Consider the following 21,390-nt stretch of genomic DNA (forward strand, 5'->3'; position numbering starts at 1 on the left):
GCACCGCGATGTCGATGTCGCCGGGCCGTGTCGGTCAGCACAGTTTTCGCGTGTGTGTCGTTACGTGAGTTCTTCTTCGAGTGGGTACGTCCGGCTGTATCGGTGAACCAGACTTCGTGGGCCTGAGCCCCGCAGAGCAGCTCCAGTCGCTAGCCTCTCCGGGCCACTGACACCGGAAACTTCTGGTACCATATCCCCCTACCGCAACTTAGGAGGGGATACACAGAAGCCTGCTCAGGCGATGGTGTCTATCTTGAATAGCTCGGATTTGCAGTAGTTTACGCGGAACTGCCCTCTTGGGCGTGTCGCATAGCCGTGCCCGTGAAGTCGTGCGCTTCACCAACGTGGGTGGCCGACACCGCAAACAATCAATAGTTAATCAGCCCGGCGCCATGGTGCGCGGGTTTCAATTAATCGTGAAATGGAGTTAATAGGTCATGTCTTATGTAGTCACCGTCCCCGAAGCATTGCAGAAAGCGGCGGCAACGGTGCGACAACTTCGTGAGCGGGCGATTTCGGCTAATGCTGAGTCGGCGGCCCCAGAGATAACCGCGGTGGTGGCTCCCGCGCTCGATGCCGACTCAAAAAGGGTGGCAGCCTATCTGGTCCGGAAAGGCCAGCAATATCGGCAGACCATCGCTGCGGCAGCGGTGATTCTTGAGGAGTTCGCGGCCGCCTTGGATGCCGGTGCCGCTCAGTACTCCGCCGCCGAGGTCGACAACGTCACGGCCTTGATGCGGCTCAACGAGTCATCACAGTAGTTACGAGCCGAAGGAACAACTAACATACATGCCGCATTTCGAAGGGCTACCGCCAGAGATCAACTCGCACAACATGTGGAACGGCCCGGGTGGTTCCTCGTTGGTGCACGCCAGCCGGCGATGGGGGTTGTTGAATCAGGAGATGTGGGACCTCAAGGTGTCGTTCGACCAAATACTCAACTGCCTGGCAGAAGAGTGGTCGGGTGAGGTAGCGATACAGGCGATTAATGCAGCCAAGCCATTTCAGGAGTGGCTGGTTGACCTCGTTGAGCAGATCCTTAATATCGAGAGAGAAACCCAGTACATCATGACGGCCTTTTACGTTGCACAGAACGAGCTGGTGCATCCGGCACTGATCGACTCTAACCGTGCTGAGGTGTTGGCGCTGATCAACGACAACGAGTTCGGGCTAAACAATGCGGATATCGCAGCACTCGAGGACGAATACGGAAGGTACTGGGACCAGGACGGTACGGCGATGAATAGGTACAGGCGTAAGTTGTCGATTGCGTTGTCGAGGTTGACTCCGTGGCAGCAGCCACCGCCGATCGCCAACAACACCCGGTCCCCACTGCAAAATTTGGGAGTGATAGCAGAGGCCTGATTAAGCGATGGTGTGTATCTTGAATAGCTTGGATTTGCAGTAGTTTACGCGTGTCACGTCCTATGTGGCCACCGTCCGCGAGGCATTGCAGAAAGCGGCTGCAACGGTGCGACAACTTCGTGAGCGGGCAGTTGACGTCACTGCTGAGTCGGGAGCCCCAGCGATAGCCGCGGTGGTGGCTCCCGCGCTCGATGCCGACTCGAAAAGGGCGGCAACCTATCTGGTCCGATACGCACAGCAGTATCAGCAGACCATCGCCGCGGCGACGGTGATTCTTGAGGAGTTCGCGGCCGCCTTAGATGCCGGTGCCATTAAGTATGCGACCGCCAAGGCCGACAACAACATCACAGCCTTGAGCTACGAGTCAGCACAGTAGTTACGAGCCGAAAAGGAACAACGAACACACATGCCACATTCCGAAGGACTACCACCAGAAATCAACTCCCACAACATGCGGAACGGCCCGGGTCCTGCATCGTTAACACGCGCCAGTTCGCAGTGGACGGAGCTGGGTTACGAGGTGAGTTCCCTCAAGTGGCAGTTGGACGTAATGCTCAGCGGCCTGGCGAAGGCGTGGTCAGGTGAAGCAGCGATGCAGGTAATTAATGCAGCCAAGCCGTTTCAGGAATGGTTGGTCGACCTCGTTGACCAGATCGCGAATATCGCGAGACAGACCCACTACATCATGGTGGCCTTTTGCCTTGCCCATAACAGCATGGTGGACCCGGCACTAATCAACGCTAACCGTACTCAGATGTTAGCGCTGACCAACGACAACGAGCTCGGGCAAAACACTGCGGCGATCGCGCAACTCGAGCACGAATACGCAGACTACTGGGACCAGGACGGTGATGCGATGCGGACGTACAGGCATGACTTGTCGTTCGCGTTAACGAGGTTGACTCCGTGGCAGCAGCCACCGCCGATCGCCACCAACACCGGGTTGGTCCAGCCGATACCACGTGCTGAAGCCCGCTTCGGTCTCTGATGCGTCGTGATAGTGATTGGGGGCCGACGCCGCAATTTAGCGAGGTAGCGACAATGCCGCGCTCAACTGCGCCAGCGAGCAGGAAGCCCCTGCTTTCAGAACGGGACGGACACCACTATGCTGCACCGTGTTTCACCGACGCATCGGCGACGCATTCGATAATGCGCTGTGCCCGAACACGATCGGGCTCGGCACGACTCAGCGTGTCCGCTGCCACAGGCCAGCTACCCGGCCATCCGCGAAAGACCAAGTCAAGTACCAGGAATCGGATTCTTGGACGATCTGTCGAACGAGACCTCATGGGCCTGAGCCCCTCGGAGTACCTCACGCGATGAACCTTGCGCGCCAAGCCCCGCCCTGGCATCCCGGGCCACAAACACCGAAAATTTTTGATATCATACCCAACACTGCAACTTAGGAGGGATACCCAGAGGCCTGATCAGGCGACGGTGTACATCTTGAATAGCTCGAACTTGCAGTAGTTTTGCGCGCATTGGACCTCGCGGGTCTGTCGCATAGCCGTGCCGTGAAGTCGTCACGCTTCACCAACGTGGATCATCGACCGCGCAAACAATCGATAGTTGATCAGCCCGGCGCCATGTGCGCGGGTTCCTTAATTGTGGAATGGAGTTGATGGGTCATGGGTTTTCTGGTCACTGTCCCCGAGGCGTTGCAGCGAGCGGCCGCGAAGGTGCGAGACATTCGTGAGCGGGCGGTTGAGGTCAATGCCGAGTCGGAGTCCCCGGAGATAACCGCTGTGGTGGCTCCTGGGCTGGATGCGGACTCGGCAAGGGCAGCAGCGTATCTGGTCCGGTACGCGCAGCAGTACCGGCAGACCATCGCCGCGGCGACGGTAATCCTTGAGGAGTTCGCGGCAGCCTTGCTGGTCGGGGCAGCGAAGTATGCGGACGCCGAGACCGACAACGTCACGGCCTTGATGCGGCTCAACGAGTCATCACAGTAGTTACGAGCCGGAAGGAACAACGAACAAACATGCCACATTTCAACGGGCTACCACCAGAGATCAACTCCCATAACATACGGAACGGCCCGGGGGCTTCCTCGTTGGCGCACGCCAGCATACGGTGGGAGTCGTTGGGTGATGAGATGCGGAACCTCACGGCGTCGTTCGACGAAATGCTCAGCTGTCTGGCGGAGCAGTGGTCGGGTGAGGCGGCGACACAGGTGATTGATGCGTCCAAGCCATTTCAGCAGTGGCTGGTTGACCTCGATAAGCAGATCAGTAACGTCGAGGAAGCAATTTTGCAACTCATGGCGGCCTTTCGCCATGCACATTCTGACGTGGTGGACCCGGAACTGATCGACGCTAACCGTGCTCAGGTGGTCGCGCTGATCAACGACAACGAGCTGGGGCTAAACACTCCGGAAATCTCGGCACTCGAGGATGAATACGGAAGATACTGGGACCAGGACGGCAGGGCGATGACGATGTATCGGGTTAGGTTGTCAGTTGCGAGGAGAATGTTGAGGACTCCGTGGCAGCAGCCGCCGCCCATTGCCAGCAACACCGGATTGGTCCAGCCGGTACCACTTGCGGCAGACCGCGAAACTCAACGCGCTGACCGTCACGGTCGAGGGGCACCGAGGTCGCGATGCACCTCGACCGTGACGCGAGCTTAGACCACAGATCATCCAAGAATCTGATCCGTGCTACTGGACTTGGTCTTTCGTGGGTGGCCGGGTAGCTGGCCTGTGGCGACGGACACACTGAGTCGTGCCGAGCCCGACCGTGTTCGGACACAGCGCATTATCGAATGCATCGCCGACGTGTCGACGAAACACGGTGCAGCATAGTGGCGTCCGTCCAGTTATGAACGGCCGCGGCTGCCCCTGCCCACCGGCGTGGTTGAGTTCGGCAGTGTTGCTGCCCCGCTAAACTCCGCCGTCGACCAACAACCCGTCAGGACGAGTCAGAGACCGAAGCGGGTCGGCGGCATCGGCGAACGAGACCACCCGGCCCGAGCCCTCGGAGCAACTCCTTGCGCGCCAAGCCTCATCTGGCGTATCGGGCCATTGACACCGAAAAATTTCTGATACCATACCCTGATCGCAAACTAGGAGGGGATACACAGAAGCCTGCTCAGGCGATGGTGTCTATCTTGAATAGCTCAGATTTGCAGTAGTTTACGCGTATTGGACCTCGTGGGTCTATCGCATAACCGTGCCAGTGAAGTCGTTGCGCCTCACCAACGTGAGTGGTCGGCAGCGCAAACAATCGATAGTTGATCCAGGCCGGCGCACTGTGCGCGGGTTCACTAATCGTGAAACGGAGTTGATATGTCATGTCTTATGTGTTGTTCACAGTCCCCCAAGCGTTGGAGCTAGCGGCTGCGCGGGTGCGACGATTTAGTGAGCGAGTGGTTTCCGCCACTGCTGAGCCGGAGGCCCAAGCGATAACCGCGGTGGTAGCTCCCGGCCTCGATGCCGACTCGAAAAGGGTGGCAGCGTATCTGGTCCGATACGCGCAGCAGTATCGGCAGACCATCGCTGCGGCGGCGGCGACCCTTGACGAGTTCGCACTCGCCTTGGATGCCGGTGCCAATAAGTATGCGACCGCCGAAGCCGACAACATCACGGCCTTGAGCTACGAGTCATCACAGTAGTTACGAGCCGGAAGGAACAACAAACATGCCACATTCCGAAGGACTACCACCAGAAATCAACTCCCACAACATATGGGGCGGCCCGGGTGCTGACTCGATAGAGGACGCCGTCCAGGCGTGGACGTCGTTGCGTAAGGAGATGTGGGACCTGAAGAGATCGTTCAGCCAAATGCTCCACTGCCTGAAGGACAACTGGTCGGGTCCCGCGGCGCAACAGGTGATTGATGCGGCCACACTGTTTCTAAGGTGGCTGTACTACCTCGATGGCAAGATCTATGAGACGGAGAGACTGACCCGCTACGTCGCGGATGCCTTTGTCGATGCACGTCACAACGTGGTACACCCCGAACTGATCGACACTAACCGTGCTGAGGTGTTGGCGCTGATCAACGACAACGAGCTCGGGCAAAACAATGCGGCGATCGCAGCACTCGAAGATGAATACGGAAGGTACTGGGACCAGGACGGTAGGGCGATGTTGTGGTATAGGCAGACATTGTCAGCCGCGGTGAAGAAGTTGACTCCGTGGCGGCAGCCGCCGCCGATCGCCACCAACACCGGATTGGTCCAGCCGGCACTACTTCTGACCGGCAGTTAGGTCTCCGACGTGTTCGACACCGCAGCGAATGTGCTCAACGAGATGATGCAACGGCTCATGAGACACCTTCGGTAGCTACCCGACGATTGACGGCACTACCGCGTCGATCAGATGCGGCCCCGGCTCGGCGAACGCTGCACCCAAGGCGTCGGCCAACTCCGCACAGGTAGTAGCGCGCCGAGCCGAAACTCCCATACCCTCGGCGATCTTAACGAAATCAATTGTCGGACACGACAAATCAAGTAGATCAAGCGCTTTCGGGCCGGGGGTCGACCCGGCGCCCACCCGTTGCAGCTCAATCCGCAAGATGTCGTAGGCGCCGTTGCTGTAGATGACGGTGGTCACGTCGAGGTTCTCCCGCGCCTGAGTCCACAACCCCGAAATCGTGTACATCGCTGACCCGTCGGATTCCAGGCACAGCACCGGACGGTCCGGGGCGGCCACCGCGGCACCCACCGCGGCAGGAATGCCGTAGCCAATCGCCCCGCCAGTCAGCGTCAACCAGTCATGGGCCGGCGCCCCGGCGGTGGCCGCGGCCAGCAACACCCCGGAGGTGTTCGACTCGTCGACGACAATCACCCGTTCGGGCAACAGCGCGCCGACCACGTCCGCAGCCGATGCTGAGGTCAACGGACCCGACGGCAGCTGCGGGCGTAATGGGGCCAGCACCGGGGCTGTGGTCCCGGGTGCCACGTCGTCAGCCAACGTGGTCAGCGCGTCGGCTGCGCCGCCGGGCTCGGCGAGCACATGCACCTCGCAGCCGGCTGGCACGAGATCACTAGGCATGCCCGGGTAAGCAAAGAAGGACACCGGTGACTTGGCGCCGGCCAGCACCAGATGCTTGGCGCCGCCCAGCTGGGCCGCGGCAGCCTCGGCGAAGTAGGCGAGCCGCTCGACAGTGGGAACGCCAGCGCCACGCTCCAACCGGGCCGGGAAGGTCTCGCAGAACCAGCGAGCCCCGGTCGCCGCAGCGATCCGCGCGGCTGCGGCCAGCCCCGACCGGCCGGTGGCGTCCGCACCGATCAAGATCACCGTGGGTTCTCCCGATTCCAAGGCCTTGCGAACCGACCCCACGTCGACGCCGGCGCTGGCTGGCGGTGCTGACCCCGACGCGGCAGGATCGGCGCCGTCCGACCAGGACACGTCAGCGGGCAGGATCAGCGTCGAGATCTGCGAGCACGACCGGCTTGCAGCGATCGCCGCCGCCGCATCGACCCCGACGTGGGCGGGGTCCGCTGTCTGGCGCAGCCATCCTGAAACGGTGCCGGCCAGCGCGTCGATGTCGGATTCCAGTGGGGCGTCGTACTTCTTGTGATAGGTGGCGTGGTCGCCGACCACCACCACCATCGGCACCCGGGCGCGGCGCGCGTTGTGCAGGTTGGCCAGACCGTTACCTAACCCGGGGCCCAGGTGCAGCAGCACCGCGGCCGGCCGGCCGGCGATGCGGGCGTAGCCGTCGGCTGCACCGGTGGCCACACCTTCGAAAAGGGTTAGCACACCACGCATGCGGGCAACGGTGTCCAGCGCGGCCACAAAGTGCATCTCCGAGGTGCCGGGGTTGGCGAAGCACACGTCGACGCCGCCGTCGACCAAGGTGTTGATTAGGGCCTGAGCGCCGTTCACCTGTTAGCCTCCAGTTTGAAAACACGTTTCGCGTTGCCGCGCAGGAATTCTCGGCGTGCCTTATCGTTGAGCCCGAGTTCGTCCAACCCCGCCAGGGCGTGCGTGTGGCCGATCATCGGATAGTTGGTGCCGAACAGAACTTTGCGTTGTCCGGTACCGGTTTTCATGAATCGGACCAGCTCGTCCGGCAGTCGCTCGATGGTATATGCCGAGGTGTCGATATAGACGTTCTGGTGCTTGCGGGCGACCGCCACCATCTCCTCGGTCCACGGATAGCCGACATGGCCGCACACGATGACGAGCTCCGGAAAGTCGAGCGCCACCTGGTCGATATAGGGAATCGGTCGTCCGGTCTCCGACGGCCGCAGCGGACCGGTGTGACCGACCTGGGTGCAAAACGGCACACCCAACTCCACGCATTCGGCGAACAACGGATAGTAGCGGCGATCCGTCGGCGGCGCATTCCACAACCAGGGCACCACCCGAAGACCCACGAACCCCTCCTGCACGCGGCGCCGCAACTCGCGGACCGCCACCATCGGACGATCAAGGTCGACCGCGGCCAGGCCGGCAAACCGTTTTGGGTGCAACCGGATCCATTCCGCGACCTCATCATTGGAGATCAGATCCTGGCCGCCCGGACCACACCACGCGCTGAGCAGACCGAGATCGACGTCGGCGGCATCCATCGAGGCGATGGTCGCCTCGATCGGGACGTCGGTGTCGGGAATTCCCCCAGTCCAGCGCCGCAACGAGGCCAGCATGTCGCTGCGTAGGAATCGCGCAGTCGGATGCTGCATCCACACATCGATCGTCATAGAGCTTCGACATTAGCTCGCCGACGATGCGCGCCGCGCAGCGGCGGGACGAGGAGGCGGGCAATTCGACTGTAGACGCGATCAGCCGGCCAGCGCGGTGCGGGCGGCGGCATGCGTCTACCCCGCGTATCCACCGCCGGCCAGCGCGAGCATCACGTTGCCGCTCCACAAATCGCCGTGTAGCCAGGCGGGATGGTCATCGTCGTCGAAGTCGCCTGCCCGGCAACATGCCACGACGGAGTCAATCATGGCCCGGGTCGCGGCATCCAGGCGCGGCACCGCGAACTCAGCCATCGGTGCCAGCCGCTCGTCGGCGTAGAAATTGCCCCATCGCGAGTGCCGCCGCAACGACATCGGCAATGGCTGTGACAGCGGCCCGAAGAACCCGGACCCGTTCCATCCGTCGGGTCCGGCACCGAACGCCGCAGCACCCGCATCGTGTGTGACAGCCAGTCGACTACCGAACGTGTATGCCGCTTCGGGGCTCGGAGTCACCGAATCAAGCCGCCGCAGGGTCAGACTGACCGCGTCGAAAGATACCACTTGCGCGCAGGGCATGCCGCCGTCAACGCCGGAAAGCCAGCGCAGCCCAGCGACTTCCCAAGCAAAGAAGCCGGTGGGCGCGCCCGACTGGTGCTTGACGAACACGGTCACGCCGCTACGTGCGCGTCACGCTCCAGTGGTCACCCGGCTTGCATGCACATCGTCGGCCGGGCGTGACTCGGTCTGTTCCTTGGCCCAGCGGTAGTCGGGCTTACCGGCCGGCGAACGTTTCACCTCGTCTACCAACCAAAGGCTGCGTGGCACTTTGTATCCCGCGATCTCAGAGCGCACAAAGCTGTCCAGTTCGGCCAGCGCCGGCCGCGACCCCGGCCGGGCCTGCACGACGGCGGCCACATGCTGGCCGTACCGAGGATCGGGCACGCCGACCACCAATGCGTCGAAGACGTCGGGGTGGCCCTTGAGCGCCGCCTCGACCTCTTCAGGGTAGATCTTCTCGCCGCCGCTGTTGATCGATACCGATCCGCGGCCCAGCATGGTGACCGACCCGTCGGCCTCGACCACTGCGTAGTCGCCCGGGATGGCGTAGCGCACACCATTGATGGTCTTAAACGTCTCGGCGGTCTTCTTCTCGTCTTTGTAATAGCCGACGGGGATGTTGCCCTTCTTGGCGATGAAGCCGCGCACGCCCGAGCCGGGCTTGACCTCGTTGCCGTCCTCGTCGAGGACGACGGTGCGGTGGTCGATGGTCACTCGCGGGCCGCCGCTGTGCGGCGCGTCTTTGGCGACGATGCTGGTGCCACCGAAGCCAGTCTCCGAGGAGCCAATCGAATCGCTGATGACGCGGTTGGGCAACAGCTCGAGGAGCTTCTCTTTGATGCTCGGCGAGAACAACGCCGCGGTGCTGGCCAGCAGGAACAGCGATGACAAGTCATAGTCGTTGTCTTTGGTCAGCGCGTCGAGCAACGGTCGCGCCATGGCGTCGCCGGTGAAGAACAACAGGTTGACCTTGTGCTCGTTAATCGTGCGCCAGACCTCCTCGGCATGGAATTCCGGTGCGAGCACGATGGTTTGACCCGAAAAGATCGACATCCACGTGGCGGATTGGGTGGCACCATGGATCATCGGCGGAATCGGATAACGGATCATCGGCGGATTGGCCGCGCCGGCCTTGGCCAAGTCGTATTCGTCCTTGACGAATTCGCCTGTGGCGAAGTCGGTTCCACCGAAGAGCACCCGGTAGATGTCCTCATGGCGCCACATCACGCCCTTCGGAAAGCCAGTGGTACCACCGGTATAGAGCAGGTAGATGTCGTCACCGCTGCGCTCGCCGAAGTCGCGTTCGGGTGAGCACTGCGCAATCGCGGAGTAAAACTCGACGCCGCCGTAGCGCTGGCAGTCGCTGTCGCTACCGTCCTCAACGACGACGACGGTCTTGACGTTTGGGGTATCCGGCAGCACGTTGGCAACCCGGTCGGAATACTGGCGCTCGTGCACCAACGCAACCATGTCGGAGTTGTCGAAGAGGTATCGAAGTTCGCCCTCGACGTAACGGAAGTTGACGTTGACCAGTACGGCGCTCGCCTTCACGATGCCGAGCATCGCAATGACAATCTCGATGCGGTTGCGACAGTAAAGGCCCACCTTGTCGTCCTTCTTCACACCCTGACCTATCAGGTAGTGCGCGAAGCGGTTGGCCTTCTCTTCTAGTTGGGCATAGGTCAGCTGCTCGTCGCCGCAGATAAGGGCAACACGGTCAGGCACAGCATCGATGGCGTGCTCGGCGAGATCGGCAATATTCAGGGCCACGGGCACCAAACTAGAACGTGTTACATTTCTTGACAAGCGAATGCCCTATGTCGAGCGAGAGGCGGTAGCCCGTGGCCGAGGCTCCAGCAAACGAATTTGTACCGGACGCGCTGGTGGAACTGCGTGGGCACACCCTCATCGTGACGATGAACCGACCGGCCGCGCGCAACGCACTGAGCAGCGAAATGATGGAGATCATGGTCGCGGCCTGGGACCGCGTCGACAACGATCCCGACGTCCGGTGCTGCATCCTTACCGGGGCCGGCGGCTACTTCTGCGCCGGCATGGACCTCAAGGCGGCAACCAAAAAGCCGCCCGGTGACTCGTTCAGAGACGGCAGCTACGATCCATCGCGCATCGATGCTCTACTCAAGGGCCGGCGGCTGACCAAACCGCTGATCGCCGCCGTCGAAGGTCCCGCCATCGCCGGTGGCACCGAGATCCTGCAAGGCACCGATATCCGAGTCGCCGGCGAAAGCGCCAAATTCGGCATCTCCGAGGCCAAGTGGAGCCTCTATCCCATGGGCGGCTCGGCGGTACGTTTGGTCCGGCAGATCCCCTACACCGTGGCCTGTGACCTGCTGCTGACCGGGCGGCACATCACCGCCGCCGAAGCCAAGGAGATAGGCCTGATCGGCTATGTCGTCCCCGACGGGCAGGCGCTGTCCAAAGCGCTCGAAATCGCGGAGGTGATCTCGAGTAACGGGCCGTTAGCTGTGCAGGCGATCCTACGGTCGATCCGCGCGACCGAGGCAATGGCCGAGAACCAGGCATTCAAGATTGACACCGAGATTGGCATCAACGTGTTCCTGTCTGAAGACGCTAAGGAAGGCCCGAAGGCGTTCGCCGAGAAGCGCAAGCCCACGTTCCAGAACCGCTAACCCTATTCGCCACTTTGGGCGCATGGCTTCATCCGACGTTTGAGTCGGCCACAGCAGCTAAGGCGGCGCGATGGAACGTCGACGATGGGACACCGATGACCGGTTCACTGGCATCGCTTCTGGTCAGGCACTCGCGCCTGCCATTGAGCGGCTCCGCGCGCATTGTGACCGCGATGGCTGGATCACCGAGGACCCCGAAATTCATCTGCTTACCCATCTTCGACGCTATTGCGACCAGCCGAGATCACCCTTTCGACTACTTGACGCCCGGCTACACGACGATGGCGTCTATGAAGTCGACATTGAGCCCACCGGGGTGACACAAGCCGACAGTCTTCCGATCCGGCGGGTACTGCCGATGCTTGCCGTGATCGCCGAAACAGCGCTAGCCGTCCGACAACTCGACGAAAACACCATCGAATGCGTCACCGGCATGCTCGACAATGACGGCCCCTACGCTGCACACGGACACCTCATTCGACTCCGCATACGCTCCTGACGCACTGCATGTTCGGTTGACCGCGGCGTCGCTGCTGGCCCGCCAAACCCCGGCGCCGGCCCTCAGCGAAGCGCGAAGAACCAAGACGTGACACGCACGCGGGTGCACCCGATCAAGGCTTCCTGCATCAGATCCGACACCGCACACTCGAAAAGACTGCAGCACTTGGCCGCACGCAGCGATCGACCCGTCGCTGCACAACACCTGCGAATAGGCCAGACACACCTATCACCACACAACGTGTCGGCCAACCATCATCACAGCAAATCGGAAACCTAAGTGCCTGTACGACGTGGCGCGGTATTAGGTGACCAACCCGGCTTTGTTGGCGATCCGCGGCGGCGACTTCCACGAAGCCAACTGCGCCAACGAAGTCCTCACGGCAAGCCTATAGTCCCTCATCGCTTCACCGTCTTCGTCCCAGAAGTCTTGGTATTCCTGGTCGAGGTCGGCGATCTCCGCATTGTATCGCCCCAGCGCATTGTATTCGATCAGTATCTGCGCCTCAGCACGGTTTCGGTAGATCTGCACCGGGGCCACCACCTCGTTACGTGCCCATTCATAGGCCGACACGATTTCGCGAATCTGTGTCTCGGTCTCAGACAGCTGCTCACAGAGGTCGGTCAGCCACCTCACAAACGGCTTAGCCGCATCGATTACCTGCGTCGCCGCGGGACCCGACCAGGCGTCCATCAGATCGAGGAGCACTCGGGTGAACGTCTTTTGGAGGGCCGTCATCTCCTTACCTAACGACCTCCATGCGATCGCGGCGGCGCGCATCGAGTCAGGGCCCGGTCCGGCATACATGTTGCCGGAGTTGACCTCCGGTGGGTACGCTTCTTCTTCGATTGCCATTTGTTTGTTCGTCGTTCCTTCCAGCTCGTCACGACCGTGATAACTCGTTAGCTCACGGTCTTGGCAGCAAACTCCTCACGAACCGCCGCCGTGATGGTCCGCCGATACTTCTGCGCATACTCGACCAAGTATGTCGCCGCCCTCGCCGATATGCGATCTGCAGCGGGGGCTGCACAGCAGGTGTCACCGAAGCTGCCTGAGCATCACTCTCAAGCGCTCATTCGCGCATCATCCCACCCACTGAACCGGTGCTCGCACGAGCCGAAACCGTTGGCCCACCCACACTGCGTTCCCTCGATGCGATTCACCTCGCGGCGGCAGCCCACCTCGCGCCAGAACTGCCTACGTACGTGACATACGACCACCGCCTGGTGGATGGATGCCGCGAGATCGGTCTGACAACTGCATCACCCGGAGTGATCCGCTAGACGTCAGCAAGCTCGGCGCGGATCGTGGCCACGGGTGCAGCCGGCGGCCGCATCAACCCAATGGCGCGCTCGGTGTGAATACCACCGGCATGGACTCTAGACCGCTGACAAAGTTCGCCGGCCGCAACGGCAGCGACGGGTCCGCGGCGGCGAGCCGCAGGTCGGGTAGCCGCCGCAACACCCGGCCCGTCATCAACGACAGCTCCAGACGCGCCAACTGATTACCCAGGCAGAAGTGCGTACCGAACCCGAATGCCAAGTGATTGTTAGGGTTTCGCCTAATATCGAAGTTGTCCGGCTGGTCGAATACCGCTTCGTCGAAATTCGCCGACTCGAAGAGCAACATGATCTTCTCACCCTCACGCAGCTCAGTGCCGTGAAACTCGGTGTCGGCGGTCAAAATCCGGCACATGTTCTTTACCGGCGCCGTCCAGCGCAGCATCTCCTCAAGGGTATCCGGCAGCAACGACGGGTCACGCTGCAGCAGGTCCCACTGATCGCGATTGCGCAGCAGCTGCTCGGTGCCTCCGCTCAACGTGTGCCGCGTGGTCTCGTCGCCGCCGATCAGGATGAGCAGCGTCTCCATGACGAGCTCATCGTCACTCAGCCGCTCCCCATCGACTTCAGAACTCACCAACACACTGACCAGGTCGTCGGTCGGCTTTTGCCGGCGCTTGGCGATGGTGACTCGGGTGAAGTCGGTGTAAGCGGCGAAGGCGTCCATGCTGACCTGGAAATCCTCTTCGGACACATGCGAACTCAGAAACGTCACCAGATCGTCGGACCACTTCAAGAACATGTCCCGCTGCTCTGGCCGCACCCCGAGCATGTCCCCAATGACGGCCATCGGCAGCGGCGCGGCCAGGTCGCGGACGAAGTCGCATTCGCCGCGTTCACACACCGCGTCGATCAGCGTATCGCACAGCGCTGCAATCGATGCCTCTTTGTCCTTCACCCGCTTGCGGGTGAAGCCGGCGTTAGCCAACTTGCGCCGCAACAAATGTGCGGGATCATCCATGTCAATCATCATCGGCATGGCGGGCTGATCGGGCCGGATGCCACCGGCGTTGGAGAACAGCTCGGGCTGCCGTTCGGCGTCGATCACCGCCTGGTATGTCGATGCCGCGGCCAGCCCGTTGCGGTCCCGAAACACCGGCTGATGGGCCCGCATCCATCGATACGCCTCGCGCGCCTCACGACTGGCGTAGAAGGTCCCGTCAGTCAGATCGACGTCCGGAATCGTCTTTGAGATGGCTTCAGTCATCGTTGTCCTCCGCATTACAGTGAGCAGCATGCCCGCCTCGCAACACACCATCGCCGGCACGGTGCTGACCATGCCGGTCCGCATCCGCACAGCTAACCTGCACTCCGCGATGTTCTCGGTCCCCGCGGCGGCGGCGCAGCGTCTGATCGACTACAGCGGGTTGCGCGTGTGCGAGTACCTGCCCGGCCGGGCGATCGTTGTGCAGATGCTGGTGCGCTACGTCGACGGGGACTTGGGTCAGTACCACGAGTACGGCACCGCGGTCATGGTGAACCCGTCCGGCGCCCACGCCCGTCGACCGCGTGGACCCGGGGCGTTGAGCACGGCGGCCGCCTTCATCCATCACCTGCCGGTGGACCAAGCGTTCACCCTCGAGGCCGGCCGCACCATCTGGGGCTTCCCAAAGATCATGGCGGACTTCAATGTCCGAGAGGGAAAGACGTTCGACTTCGACGTCAGCGCCGACGGCCAGCTGATCGCCGGAATCGAATTCAGCCCTGGCCTGCCCGTGCCGACTGGGCGGACGACAAGGAGAGCCCAGGTGTTGAAGACGTACTCCCACCTGGACGGCGTCACCCGGGAAACCCCTTGGGAGATGAAGATATCGGGTCTGCGGGTCCGGCTCGGCGGCGCAAGTCTGCGGCTGGGCGACCATCCGTATGCCAGGGAACTTGCCTCGCTGGGGCTGCCCAAGCGCGCGCTGATATCGCAATCGGTGGCCAACGTGGAGATGGTCTTCGGCGACGCTCACGCACTCTGAAGCCAACCCCATCCGGCCAATCTAGAACGCGTTCTAGTCGCCTGGCAAGGATGCGGTCAAAGCAGCCCAGCCAGGTCTCGAACCTGCTCAACGCTATGGGCAGACACCACCATCATGGTGACGCCCGCGGTTGACCAGGCCGCGATCTGCTTACGCACGTAGTCCAGGTCGCCGACGATCATGGCGTCGTCGACGAGCTCGTCGGGGATGATCTCGGCCGCCTTGTCCTTCTGGTTGGACCGGAACAGCGCGGTGACCTCGTCGACCACCTCCGCGTAGCCCATCCGCCGATAGACGTCGGCGTGGAAGTTGGTGCCCTCGGCACCCATACCGCCCATGTAGAGCGCCAGGAACGGCTTAATGCCGGCAAACGCCGCCGCGCGGTCTTCGGTGACGACGATCTGCGCGGTCGCGCAAATCTCGAAGTCTTCGCGGCTGCGTCGGGCACCGGGCCGGGCGAACCCCTCGTCGAGCCATTCGTTGTACATGTCGGCCATCCGCGGCGAATAGAAAATTGGCAGCCAACCATCGCAGATCTCGGCGGCCAGTGCCACGTTCTTCGGCCCCTCGGCGCCCAGCATGATCGGGATGTCGGCGCGCAGCGGATGGGTGATGGGTTTCAAAGCCTTGCCCAAACCCGTCGTGCCAGCACCGGTTAGCGGCAACGGGTAGTGCGGGCCGTCGCTGGTCACCGGCGCTTTCCGGGCCCACACCTGGCGGACGATGCCAATGTATTCACGGGTGCGCGCCAACGGCTTGGGAAAGGTCTGGCCATACCAGCCCTCGACCACCTGAGGGCCGGACACACCAAGCCCGAGAATATGGCGGCCCCCGCTCAGGTGGTCGAGCGTCAGCGCGGCCATCGCGCATGCCGTCGGGGTTCGCGCCGACAGCTGGACCACCGACGTGCCCAGCCGCACCCGCTGCGTCGACGAGCCCCACCACGCCAGCGGCGTGTAGGCGTCGGATCCCCACGCCTCCGCGGTGAACACGGCGTCGAATCCGGCGCCCTCGGCCGCGGCCACGAGTTCAGCGGCGTTTTCCGGCGGTTGAGCACCCCAATATCCCAGCTGCAGCCCGAGCTTCATGACGTTCGCCCTCTCAGCCGACCCAATATTGAAACCGTTCTTAGAACCTGTTCTACTCGAAGACGTGACAGCCAGATCGAGCAGCCCGTCCCCGATCGACCACTCCGAACCAGTTCTCCCCGCTCCGCTCTCCGCGCCACTGACGTTGTCTTTCGACTACACCCGTTCGGTAGGGCCCACACTGAGCAAGTTCTTCACCGCACTGCGTGAGTGCCGCATCCTGGGGGTGCGCGGATCGGATGGCCGAGTGCATGTGCCGCCCGCGGAATATGACCCGGTTACCTATGAACCGCTGAGCGAGATGGTACCGGTGTCAGCTGTCGGCACGGTCGCATCCTGGACTTGGCAGGCTGAGCCGCTGGAAGGCCAGCCGCTGGACCGACCGTTCGCATGGGCGCTGATCAAGCTCGATGGAGCCGACACCACGATGTTGCACGCCGTTGATGTTGGAGCCGTGGGTCCGTCCGCCATCCGCACCGGCGCCCGGGTACATGTGCATTGGGCCACGCAGCCGGTGGGCGCCATCACCGACATCGCGTACTTCGCGCTGGGCGACGAGGAAGAACCGATAGCAGAGCGGGCACCCAGCGACCAGGATCCGGTCACCATGATCGTCACACCGATCGAGCTGACAATTCAGCACACCGCCTCGCACGAAGAAAGCGCATACCTGCGAGCCATCGCCGAGGGCAAATTGCTCGGTGCCCGAACAGCAGCCAACGGCCCCGAAACCGGAAAAGTGTATTTTCCGCCGCACGGCGCCGACCCGGCCACTGGCCTGCCGACCACCGAATTCGTCGAGCTATCCGATAAGGGCACGGTGACGACGTTTGCGATCATCAACATCCCGTTCATGGGTCAGCGCATCAAGCCGCCCTACGTGGCCGCCTATGTGCTGCTTGACGGCGCCGACATCCCGTTTCTACACCTAGTCTCTGACATCGACGCACACCAGGTGCGGATGGGGATGCGTGTCGAGGCGGTGTGGAAGCCCCGCGAGGAGTGGGGTTTCGGCATCGACAACATCGAGTACTTCCGGCCTACCGGGGAACCCGACGCGGACTACGACACCTACAAGCACCATCTGTAAAGGGCTTAACTTGCAATGAGCGCTCGCAACGTTGCGGTGGTCGGTTTCGCCCACGCCCCGCATGTCCGCCGCACCGACGGCACCACCAACGGCGTCGAGATGTTGATGCCGTGCTTCACCCAGCTTTACGACGAGCTGGGCATCGCACGCGCCGATATTGGCTTCTGGTGTTCCGGGTCGTCGGATTACCTTGCTGGAAGAGCGTTTTCATTTATCTCCGCAATCGACTCGATCGGCGCTGTGCCGCCGATCAACGAGTCACATGTCGAGATGGACGCGGCATGGGCGCTCTACGAGGCTTACATCAAATTACTGAGCGGTGGGGTCGACACCGCGCTGGTGTATGGCTTCGGGAAGTCCTCGGCCGGAGTCCTGCGTCGCGTTTTGTCACGGCAGACCGACCCCTACACCGTCGCGCCGCTGTGGCCGGACTCGGTGTCGATGGCCGGACTACAGGCTCGCCTTGGGCTCGACGCCGGCAAATGGAACGAACTGCAGATGGCCCGCGTGGCGGTCGATTCCTTCGCGCGAGCCGCACGGGTGGACTCGGTAGCTCCGGCGATCAGCGTCGAGGAATTGCTGGAGCGCCCATTTTTCGCGGATCCGTTGCGCCGCCACGATATTGCACCGATCACCGACGGCGCCGCTGCGATTGTGCTCGCGGCCGACGACCGCGCGCGTGAGTTGCGGGAAAACCCGGCGTGGATCACCGGAATCGAACATCGCATTGAGTCCCCAGCACTCGGCGTACGCGATCTCACCGAGTCGCCGTCGACCACAGCGGCGGCCAGGGCGGCCACCCGGGATAACACCCGCAGCCTCGACGTCGCTGAGATTCATGCGCCGTTTACCCACCAGCACTTGATCCTGGCTGAGGCGATCCGGATCCCGGGGAGGACGAAAGTCAATCCGTCCGGCGGTGCGCTGGCGGCCAACCCCATGTTCGCTGCCGGACTTGAGCGTATCGGCTTTGCAGCACAACATATCTGGAACGGATCGGCCGAGCGGGTTCTGGCACACGCCACCAGCGGACCTGCGCTGCAACAGAATCTGGTCGCGGTCATGGAAGGGAAGAACTGATGGCCGGAGCAGGTGCACACCTGGCAGCGGTACTTGGCACCGGCCAGACCAAATACGTCGCCAAACGCCAAGACGTTTCAATGAACGGCCTGGTCCGCGAGGCCATCGACCGGGCACTGGCCGACTCCGGTTCCACCTTCGACGACATCGACGCTGTCGTGGTCGGCAAGGCGCCCGACTTCTTCGAGGGCGTCATGATGCCGGAGTTGTTTATGGCCGACGCCATGGGAGCCACCGGCAAGCCGCTGATCCGGGTGCATACCGCGGGTTCGGTCGGCGGCTCAACCGGGGTGGTGGCCACGAGTCTCGTGCAGTCCGGAAAATTTCGGCGTGTGCTGGCGCTGGCATGGGAGAAACAGTCGGAATCAAATGCCATGTGGGCGTTGTCGATTCCTATTCCATTTATCAAGCCGGTGGGCGCCGGCGCGGGTGGGTATTTCGCGCCGCACGTGCGGGCCTACATCCGGCGCTCAGGCGCACCAACAAACATCGGTGCGATGGTGGCGGTCAAGGACCGACTCAACGGCAGCCGCAACCCGCTGGCGCACCTGCAGCAACCCGACATCACCGTCGAGAAGGTGATGGCGTCCCCCATGCTTTGGGATCCGATCCGCTACGACGAGACCTGCCCATCGTCTGATGGCGCGTGCGCTGTGGTTATCGGCGACGAGGAAATCGCCGATGCCCGGTTGGCGCAAGGGCATCCGGTGGCCTGGATCCACGCCACCGCGTTGCGCACCGAACCGTTGGCGTTCGCCGGGCGCGACCAAGTCAGCCCGCAAGCCGGGCGTGACGCGGCCGCCGCACTGTGGAAGGCCGCTGGCATCACCAGTCCCATCGACGAGATCGACGCCGCCGAAATCTACGTACCCTTCTCATGGTTCGAACCGATGTGGCTGGAAAACCTCGGCTTTGCCCGCGAGGGCGAAGGCTGGAAACTCACCGAAGCCGGGGAGACAGCGATCGGCGGACAGATTCCGGTGAACCCGTCCGGCGGTGTGCTGTCGTCGAACCCAATCGGCGCCTCTGGTTTGATCCGTTTCGCCGAGGCGGCGATCCAAGTGATGGGCAAGGGCGGGGACCACCAAGTTCCTGGTGCACGAAAGGCTTTGGGGCATGCCTACGGCGGCGGCTCACAGTACTACTCCATGTGGGTGGTCAGCGCCGACAAGCCCGAGAGGACATTCGAGAGAACAGACGGATGACCGACACCGTGAGCACGCCGCGCGCGACGATGCCCTCATCGAGGATCCTATCGGCCCATCGGCATTCGCCCCAGGACCTACAGAGTCACTTCTGGTCTTTGCTGTTCGCTCTGGCGGGTTGGGTGAAACGTCCCGCAGAATAAGACAATCTGCAGTGCTCGCGTCACAAGCACCTGAGAGGTGACCCATGTCATCGGTAATGGTGGACCCGGCAATGGTGGCGGCAGCGGCGACGGAAGCAGCGACCATCGGAGCAGTGATCAGCGCAGCACATGGTTCGGCCGCCGCCGCGACGGCGTCGCTGGCGCCAGCGGGCGGCGATGCGGTCTCGGAAGCCATCGCCGCGCTATTCAGCAGCTATGGCCAGGCGTATCAAGAGCTGAGCACCCAGGTCGCCACGTTCTATGACGGCTTCGTGCGCAGCCTCAACGCCGCCGCGGCTTCCTACGCGAGCGCCGAGGCCGCCAACGCGTCGCTCATCCAGGAGCTGTTGAACGCGGTGAATGCCCCCACCGAGGCGCTATTGGGGCGCCCGCTAATCGGCAACGGTCCCAACGGCGCGCCAGGGACGGGTACAAACGGCGGCGACGGTGGGTTGTTGATCGGCAATGGCGGCAATGGCGGATCCGGCGCTGCGGGCCGAAACGGCGGCAACGGCGGTGCTGCTGGACTGCTTTGGGGCACCGCCGGATCCGGCGGTGCGGGCGGGAGCTCGAATTCCGGCAGCGGCGGTAACGGCGGCACGGGCGGCGCTGCGGGGTTGTTCGGCACCGGCGGTGCAGGAGGAGCCGGCGGCACCGGCGGCGCCGCCGGAGGGACACTGACCGCCGACGGTGGGACGGGAGGAGCCGGCGGCAGCGGCGGTTTGCTCTTCGGAAACGGCGGTCCCGGGGGCGGCGGCGGACTTGCCCAACGCCTCGCCGGCAACGGCGGGGTGGGCGGCCATGCCGGGCTGTTCGGCACCGGCGGCGCCGGCGGTACCGGCGGGCTTTCCCTCAGCGGTGCCGGGGTCGGCGGCACTGGGGGCACCGGCGGTGGCGGCGGCTGGCTAGCCGGGAGCGGCGGGGTCGGCGGAGTGGCGGGAATTCGCTGGCCGATAGCGGCCTCGCCGGCGGGGTGGGTGGCGCCGGCGGGGTGGGTGGCGCCGCCGGCGCGCTGGCCGGCGACGGTGGGGCCGGCGGGGGCGGCGGGAGTTCGATAAACCCCAGCGGCGGCGCCGGCGGCGCTGGCGGCGCCGGCGGGGCCGGCGCTTGGCTCTTGGGCAATGGCGGCGTCGGGGGCACCGGCGGGAATTCCCTAGCCCTCATGGGTGGAGTTGGCGGCGCCGGTGGCCAAGCCGGACTGTTCGGGACCGGCGGCGCCGGCGGGACTGGCGGGGACTCCGGAGGGACCGGCGGGACCGGCGGGATAGGCGGCGCTGGCCGACTGTTTGGCACCGGGGGCGCCGGCGGCGCAGGTGGGTTCGGCGACGCGGTCGGCGGCGATGGCGGGGCTGGCGGCACCGGCGGGGCAATCTTCGGGAACGGCGGAGCCGGCGGTGCCGGCGGGGTTACCGCACCAGACGGCAGCACCGGCGGCAACGGCGGCAACGGCGGCAAAGCAGGGCTGCTCGGTTCCGGCGGTGCCGGCGGTGCCGGCGGGGAAGCCCTTGCCCCTGGAAGCACTGGCGGTAAAGGCGGTACGGGCGGCAATGCTCAGCTGATCGGTAACGGCGGTAACGGCGGTGTCGGCGGGTCCGGTGTGGCAAACAACGGCGCCGGCGGCGTCGGCGGCGCGCACGGCCTGCTGGTCGGCCTCGAGGGGACGCCCGGCTGAGGTAGCCATGGGCACCGCCGACAAGCGACTAATCCGACCCATCGAGTGTCGCGGAATTCACTCCCGGTTGGCCCGGCCCAACTCGCTGCGCCCAAATCC

General features: G+C 63.3%; 20 protein-coding genes and 4 pseudogenes. 16 read left to right on the plus strand and 8 right to left on the minus strand.

Annotated features, from left to right (window positions below):
• Window positions 1–437: 437 nt before the first annotated feature.
• The 8 genes from B586_RS17455 to B586_RS17490 all read left to right on the plus strand — a co-directional run bounded on the left by B586_RS17455 (window position 438) and on the right by B586_RS17490 (window position 5,575).
• Window positions 438–761 carry a PE family protein gene (locus B586_RS17455; RefSeq protein ID WP_054879274.1) on the plus strand — a complete coding sequence of 108 codons (324 nt, stop codon included), beginning with the start codon at window positions 438–440 and terminating at the stop codon, window positions 759–761.
• Window positions 762–789: 28 nt separating this feature from the next.
• Entirely contained in the window at window positions 790–1,365 is a 576-nt protein-coding gene (locus tag B586_RS17460; RefSeq protein ID WP_054879273.1) for a PPE family protein, read from the plus strand.
• A 64-nt stretch (window positions 1,366–1,429) separates the two neighbouring features.
• The gene (locus tag B586_RS17465) at window positions 1,430–1,741 is read left to right on the plus strand and encodes a PE domain-containing protein (protein ID WP_054879272.1); all 312 of its coding nucleotides are present in this window, start codon (window positions 1,430–1,432) and stop codon (window positions 1,739–1,741) included.
• A gap of 30 nt (window positions 1,742–1,771) precedes the next feature.
• Window positions 1,772–2,353, plus strand: a complete 582-nt coding sequence (locus tag B586_RS17470; protein ID WP_082607687.1) for a PPE family protein — start codon at window positions 1,772–1,774, stop codon at window positions 2,351–2,353.
• Between the two features lie 640 nt (window positions 2,354–2,993).
• Entirely contained in the window at window positions 2,994–3,317 is a 324-nt protein-coding gene (locus B586_RS17475; RefSeq protein WP_054879270.1) for a PE family protein, read from the plus strand.
• Window positions 3,318–3,346: 29 nt separating this feature from the next.
• Window positions 3,347–3,994, plus strand: coding sequence for a PPE family protein (locus B586_RS17480; protein ID WP_082607688.1), 648 nt, complete (start codon window positions 3,347–3,349; stop codon window positions 3,992–3,994).
• A gap of 662 nt (window positions 3,995–4,656) precedes the next feature.
• Window positions 4,657–4,977: a PE family protein gene (locus B586_RS17485; RefSeq protein WP_054879268.1), complete on the plus strand. Its 321-nt coding sequence runs from the start codon at window positions 4,657–4,659 to the stop codon at window positions 4,975–4,977.
• Window positions 4,978–5,002: 25 nt separating this feature from the next.
• Window positions 5,003–5,575 carry a PPE family protein gene (locus B586_RS17490; protein ID WP_082607689.1) on the plus strand — a complete coding sequence of 191 codons (573 nt, stop codon included), beginning with the start codon at window positions 5,003–5,005 and terminating at the stop codon, window positions 5,573–5,575.
• A gap of 75 nt (window positions 5,576–5,650) precedes the next feature.
• Here the strand turns inward: B586_RS17490 and B586_RS17495 are convergent, their stop codons facing one another.
• The 4 genes and pseudogenes from B586_RS17495 to B586_RS17510 form a co-directional block, all read right to left on the minus strand.
• Window positions 5,651–7,198, minus strand: a complete 1,548-nt coding sequence (locus B586_RS17495) for an acetolactate synthase large subunit (RefSeq protein ID WP_054879266.1) — start codon at window positions 7,196–7,198, stop codon at window positions 5,651–5,653.
• Complete coding sequence (locus B586_RS17500) at window positions 7,195–8,016, minus strand: amidohydrolase family protein (protein WP_054879265.1); 822 nt, start codon at window positions 8,014–8,016, stop codon at window positions 7,195–7,197. The genes B586_RS17495 and B586_RS17500 overlap by 4 nt, the downstream gene beginning before the upstream one ends.
• A gap of 150 nt (window positions 8,017–8,166) precedes the next feature.
• Window positions 8,167–8,670: pseudogene (locus B586_RS17505) on the minus strand (fructosamine kinase family protein); the annotation flags it as partial.
• Window positions 8,671–8,685: 15 nt separating this feature from the next.
• A complete protein-coding gene (locus B586_RS17510) occupies window positions 8,686–10,332 on the minus strand; it encodes an acyl-CoA synthetase (protein ID WP_047316767.1) in 1,647 nt (548 codons plus the stop codon).
• A 140-nt stretch (window positions 10,333–10,472) separates the two neighbouring features.
• On the opposite strand from B586_RS17510, the gene B586_RS17515 reads away from it, so the two are divergent.
• Entirely contained in the window at window positions 10,473–11,207 is a 735-nt protein-coding gene (locus tag B586_RS17515) for a crotonase/enoyl-CoA hydratase family protein (protein ID WP_231584686.1), read from the plus strand.
• A 70-nt stretch (window positions 11,208–11,277) separates the two neighbouring features.
• Window positions 11,278–11,706 carry a hypothetical protein gene (locus tag B586_RS17520; protein ID WP_054879263.1) on the plus strand — a complete coding sequence of 143 codons (429 nt, stop codon included), beginning with the start codon at window positions 11,278–11,280 and terminating at the stop codon, window positions 11,704–11,706.
• A gap of 303 nt (window positions 11,707–12,009) precedes the next feature.
• Here B586_RS17520 and B586_RS17525 read toward each other — a convergent pair whose 3' ends face one another.
• Both B586_RS17525 and B586_RS22860 read right to left on the minus strand, forming a co-directional pair.
• On the minus strand, window positions 12,010–12,561 hold the full coding sequence (locus B586_RS17525; protein WP_236971318.1) for a PPE family protein: 552 nt from the start codon (window positions 12,559–12,561) through the stop codon (window positions 12,010–12,012).
• 65 nt (window positions 12,562–12,626) lie between these two features.
• A pseudogene (locus B586_RS22860) lies at window positions 12,627–12,778 on the minus strand (PE domain-containing protein); the annotation flags it as partial.
• A gap of 10 nt (window positions 12,779–12,788) precedes the next feature.
• Between B586_RS22860 and B586_RS22640 the strand changes: the two are divergent.
• Window positions 12,789–12,989 (plus strand): annotated as a pseudogene (locus B586_RS22640) (type II toxin-antitoxin system VapC family toxin); the annotation flags it as partial.
• Window positions 12,990–13,041: 52 nt separating this feature from the next.
• Here B586_RS22640 and B586_RS17530 read toward each other — a convergent pair.
• The gene (locus B586_RS17530; protein ID WP_054880840.1) at window positions 13,042–14,253 is read right to left on the minus strand and encodes a cytochrome P450; all 1,212 of its coding nucleotides are present in this window, start codon (window positions 14,251–14,253) and stop codon (window positions 13,042–13,044) included.
• A 28-nt stretch (window positions 14,254–14,281) separates the two neighbouring features.
• On the opposite strand from B586_RS17530, the gene B586_RS17535 reads away from it, so the two are divergent.
• Window positions 14,282–15,013: an acetoacetate decarboxylase family protein gene (locus B586_RS17535; RefSeq protein WP_047316770.1), complete on the plus strand. Its 732-nt coding sequence runs from the start codon at window positions 14,282–14,284 to the stop codon at window positions 15,011–15,013.
• Between the two features lie 56 nt (window positions 15,014–15,069).
• Here B586_RS17535 and B586_RS17540 read toward each other — a convergent pair whose 3' ends face one another.
• A complete protein-coding gene (locus B586_RS17540; protein WP_054879262.1) occupies window positions 15,070–16,101 on the minus strand; it encodes an LLM class F420-dependent oxidoreductase in 1,032 nt (343 codons plus the stop codon).
• Between the two features lie 64 nt (window positions 16,102–16,165).
• On the opposite strand from B586_RS17540, the gene B586_RS17545 reads away from it, so the two are divergent.
• The 4 genes and pseudogenes from B586_RS17545 to B586_RS17560 form a co-directional block, all read left to right on the plus strand.
• Window positions 16,166–17,191 (plus strand): Zn-ribbon domain-containing OB-fold protein, encoded by a 1,026-nt coding sequence (locus B586_RS17545; RefSeq protein ID WP_054880839.1) that lies wholly within the window; start codon window positions 16,166–16,168, stop codon window positions 17,189–17,191.
• A gap of 15 nt (window positions 17,192–17,206) precedes the next feature.
• Window positions 17,207–18,271, plus strand: a complete 1,065-nt coding sequence (locus tag B586_RS17550) for a thiolase domain-containing protein (RefSeq protein WP_054879261.1) — start codon at window positions 17,207–17,209, stop codon at window positions 18,269–18,271.
• The gene (locus B586_RS17555) at window positions 18,271–19,476 is read left to right on the plus strand and encodes a thiolase domain-containing protein (RefSeq protein WP_047316773.1); all 1,206 of its coding nucleotides are present in this window, start codon (window positions 18,271–18,273) and stop codon (window positions 19,474–19,476) included. The genes B586_RS17550 and B586_RS17555 overlap by 1 nt, the downstream gene beginning before the upstream one ends.
• 187 nt (window positions 19,477–19,663) lie before the next feature.
• A pseudogene (locus tag B586_RS17560) lies at window positions 19,664–21,162 on the plus strand (PE family protein); the annotation flags it as partial.
• Window positions 21,163–21,390: the final 228 nt, after the last annotated feature.

It is taken from the genome of Mycobacterium haemophilum DSM 44634 (genome assembly GCF_000340435.2).
Taxonomy (GTDB): Bacteria; Actinomycetota; Actinomycetes; order Mycobacteriales; family Mycobacteriaceae; genus Mycobacterium; species Mycobacterium haemophilum.

Bases quoted from the DNA above. Each gene is read 5' to 3' on its own strand.
- B586_RS17515 (WP_231584686.1), top strand. From the start codon at position 10,473: ATGAACCGACCGGCCGCGCGCAACGCACTGAGCAGCGAAATGATGGAG.
- B586_RS17520 (WP_054879263.1), top strand. From the start codon at position 11,278: ATGGAACGTCGACGATGGGACACCGATGACCGGTTCACTGGCATCGCT.
- B586_RS17470 (WP_082607687.1), top strand. From the start codon at position 1,772: ATGCCACATTCCGAAGGACTACCACCAGAAATCAACTCCCACAACATG.
- B586_RS17485 (WP_054879268.1), top strand. From the start codon at position 4,657: ATGTCTTATGTGTTGTTCACAGTCCCCCAAGCGTTGGAGCTAGCGGCT.
- B586_RS17500 (WP_054879265.1), bottom strand. From the start codon at position 8,016: ATGACGATCGATGTGTGGATGCAGCATCCGACTGCGCGATTCCTACGC.
- B586_RS17555 (WP_047316773.1), top strand. From the start codon at position 18,271: ATGGCCGGAGCAGGTGCACACCTGGCAGCGGTACTTGGCACCGGCCAG.
- B586_RS17490 (WP_082607689.1), top strand. From the start codon at position 5,003: ATGCCACATTCCGAAGGACTACCACCAGAAATCAACTCCCACAACATA.
- B586_RS17540 (WP_054879262.1), bottom strand. From the start codon at position 16,101: ATGAAGCTCGGGCTGCAGCTGGGATATTGGGGTGCTCAACCGCCGGAA.
- B586_RS17475 (WP_054879270.1), top strand. From the start codon at position 2,994: ATGGGTTTTCTGGTCACTGTCCCCGAGGCGTTGCAGCGAGCGGCCGCG.
- B586_RS17455 (WP_054879274.1), top strand. From the start codon at position 438: ATGTCTTATGTAGTCACCGTCCCCGAAGCATTGCAGAAAGCGGCGGCA.
- B586_RS17550 (WP_054879261.1), top strand. From the start codon at position 17,207: ATGAGCGCTCGCAACGTTGCGGTGGTCGGTTTCGCCCACGCCCCGCAT.
- B586_RS17460 (WP_054879273.1), top strand. From the start codon at position 790: ATGCCGCATTTCGAAGGGCTACCGCCAGAGATCAACTCGCACAACATG.
- B586_RS17530 (WP_054880840.1), bottom strand. From the start codon at position 14,253: ATGACTGAAGCCATCTCAAAGACGATTCCGGACGTCGATCTGACTGAC.
- B586_RS17535 (WP_047316770.1), top strand. From the start codon at position 14,282: ATGCCCGCCTCGCAACACACCATCGCCGGCACGGTGCTGACCATGCCG.
- B586_RS17525 (WP_236971318.1), bottom strand. From the start codon at position 12,561: ATGGCAATCGAAGAAGAAGCGTACCCACCGGAGGTCAACTCCGGCAAC.
- B586_RS17480 (WP_082607688.1), top strand. From the start codon at position 3,347: ATGCCACATTTCAACGGGCTACCACCAGAGATCAACTCCCATAACATA.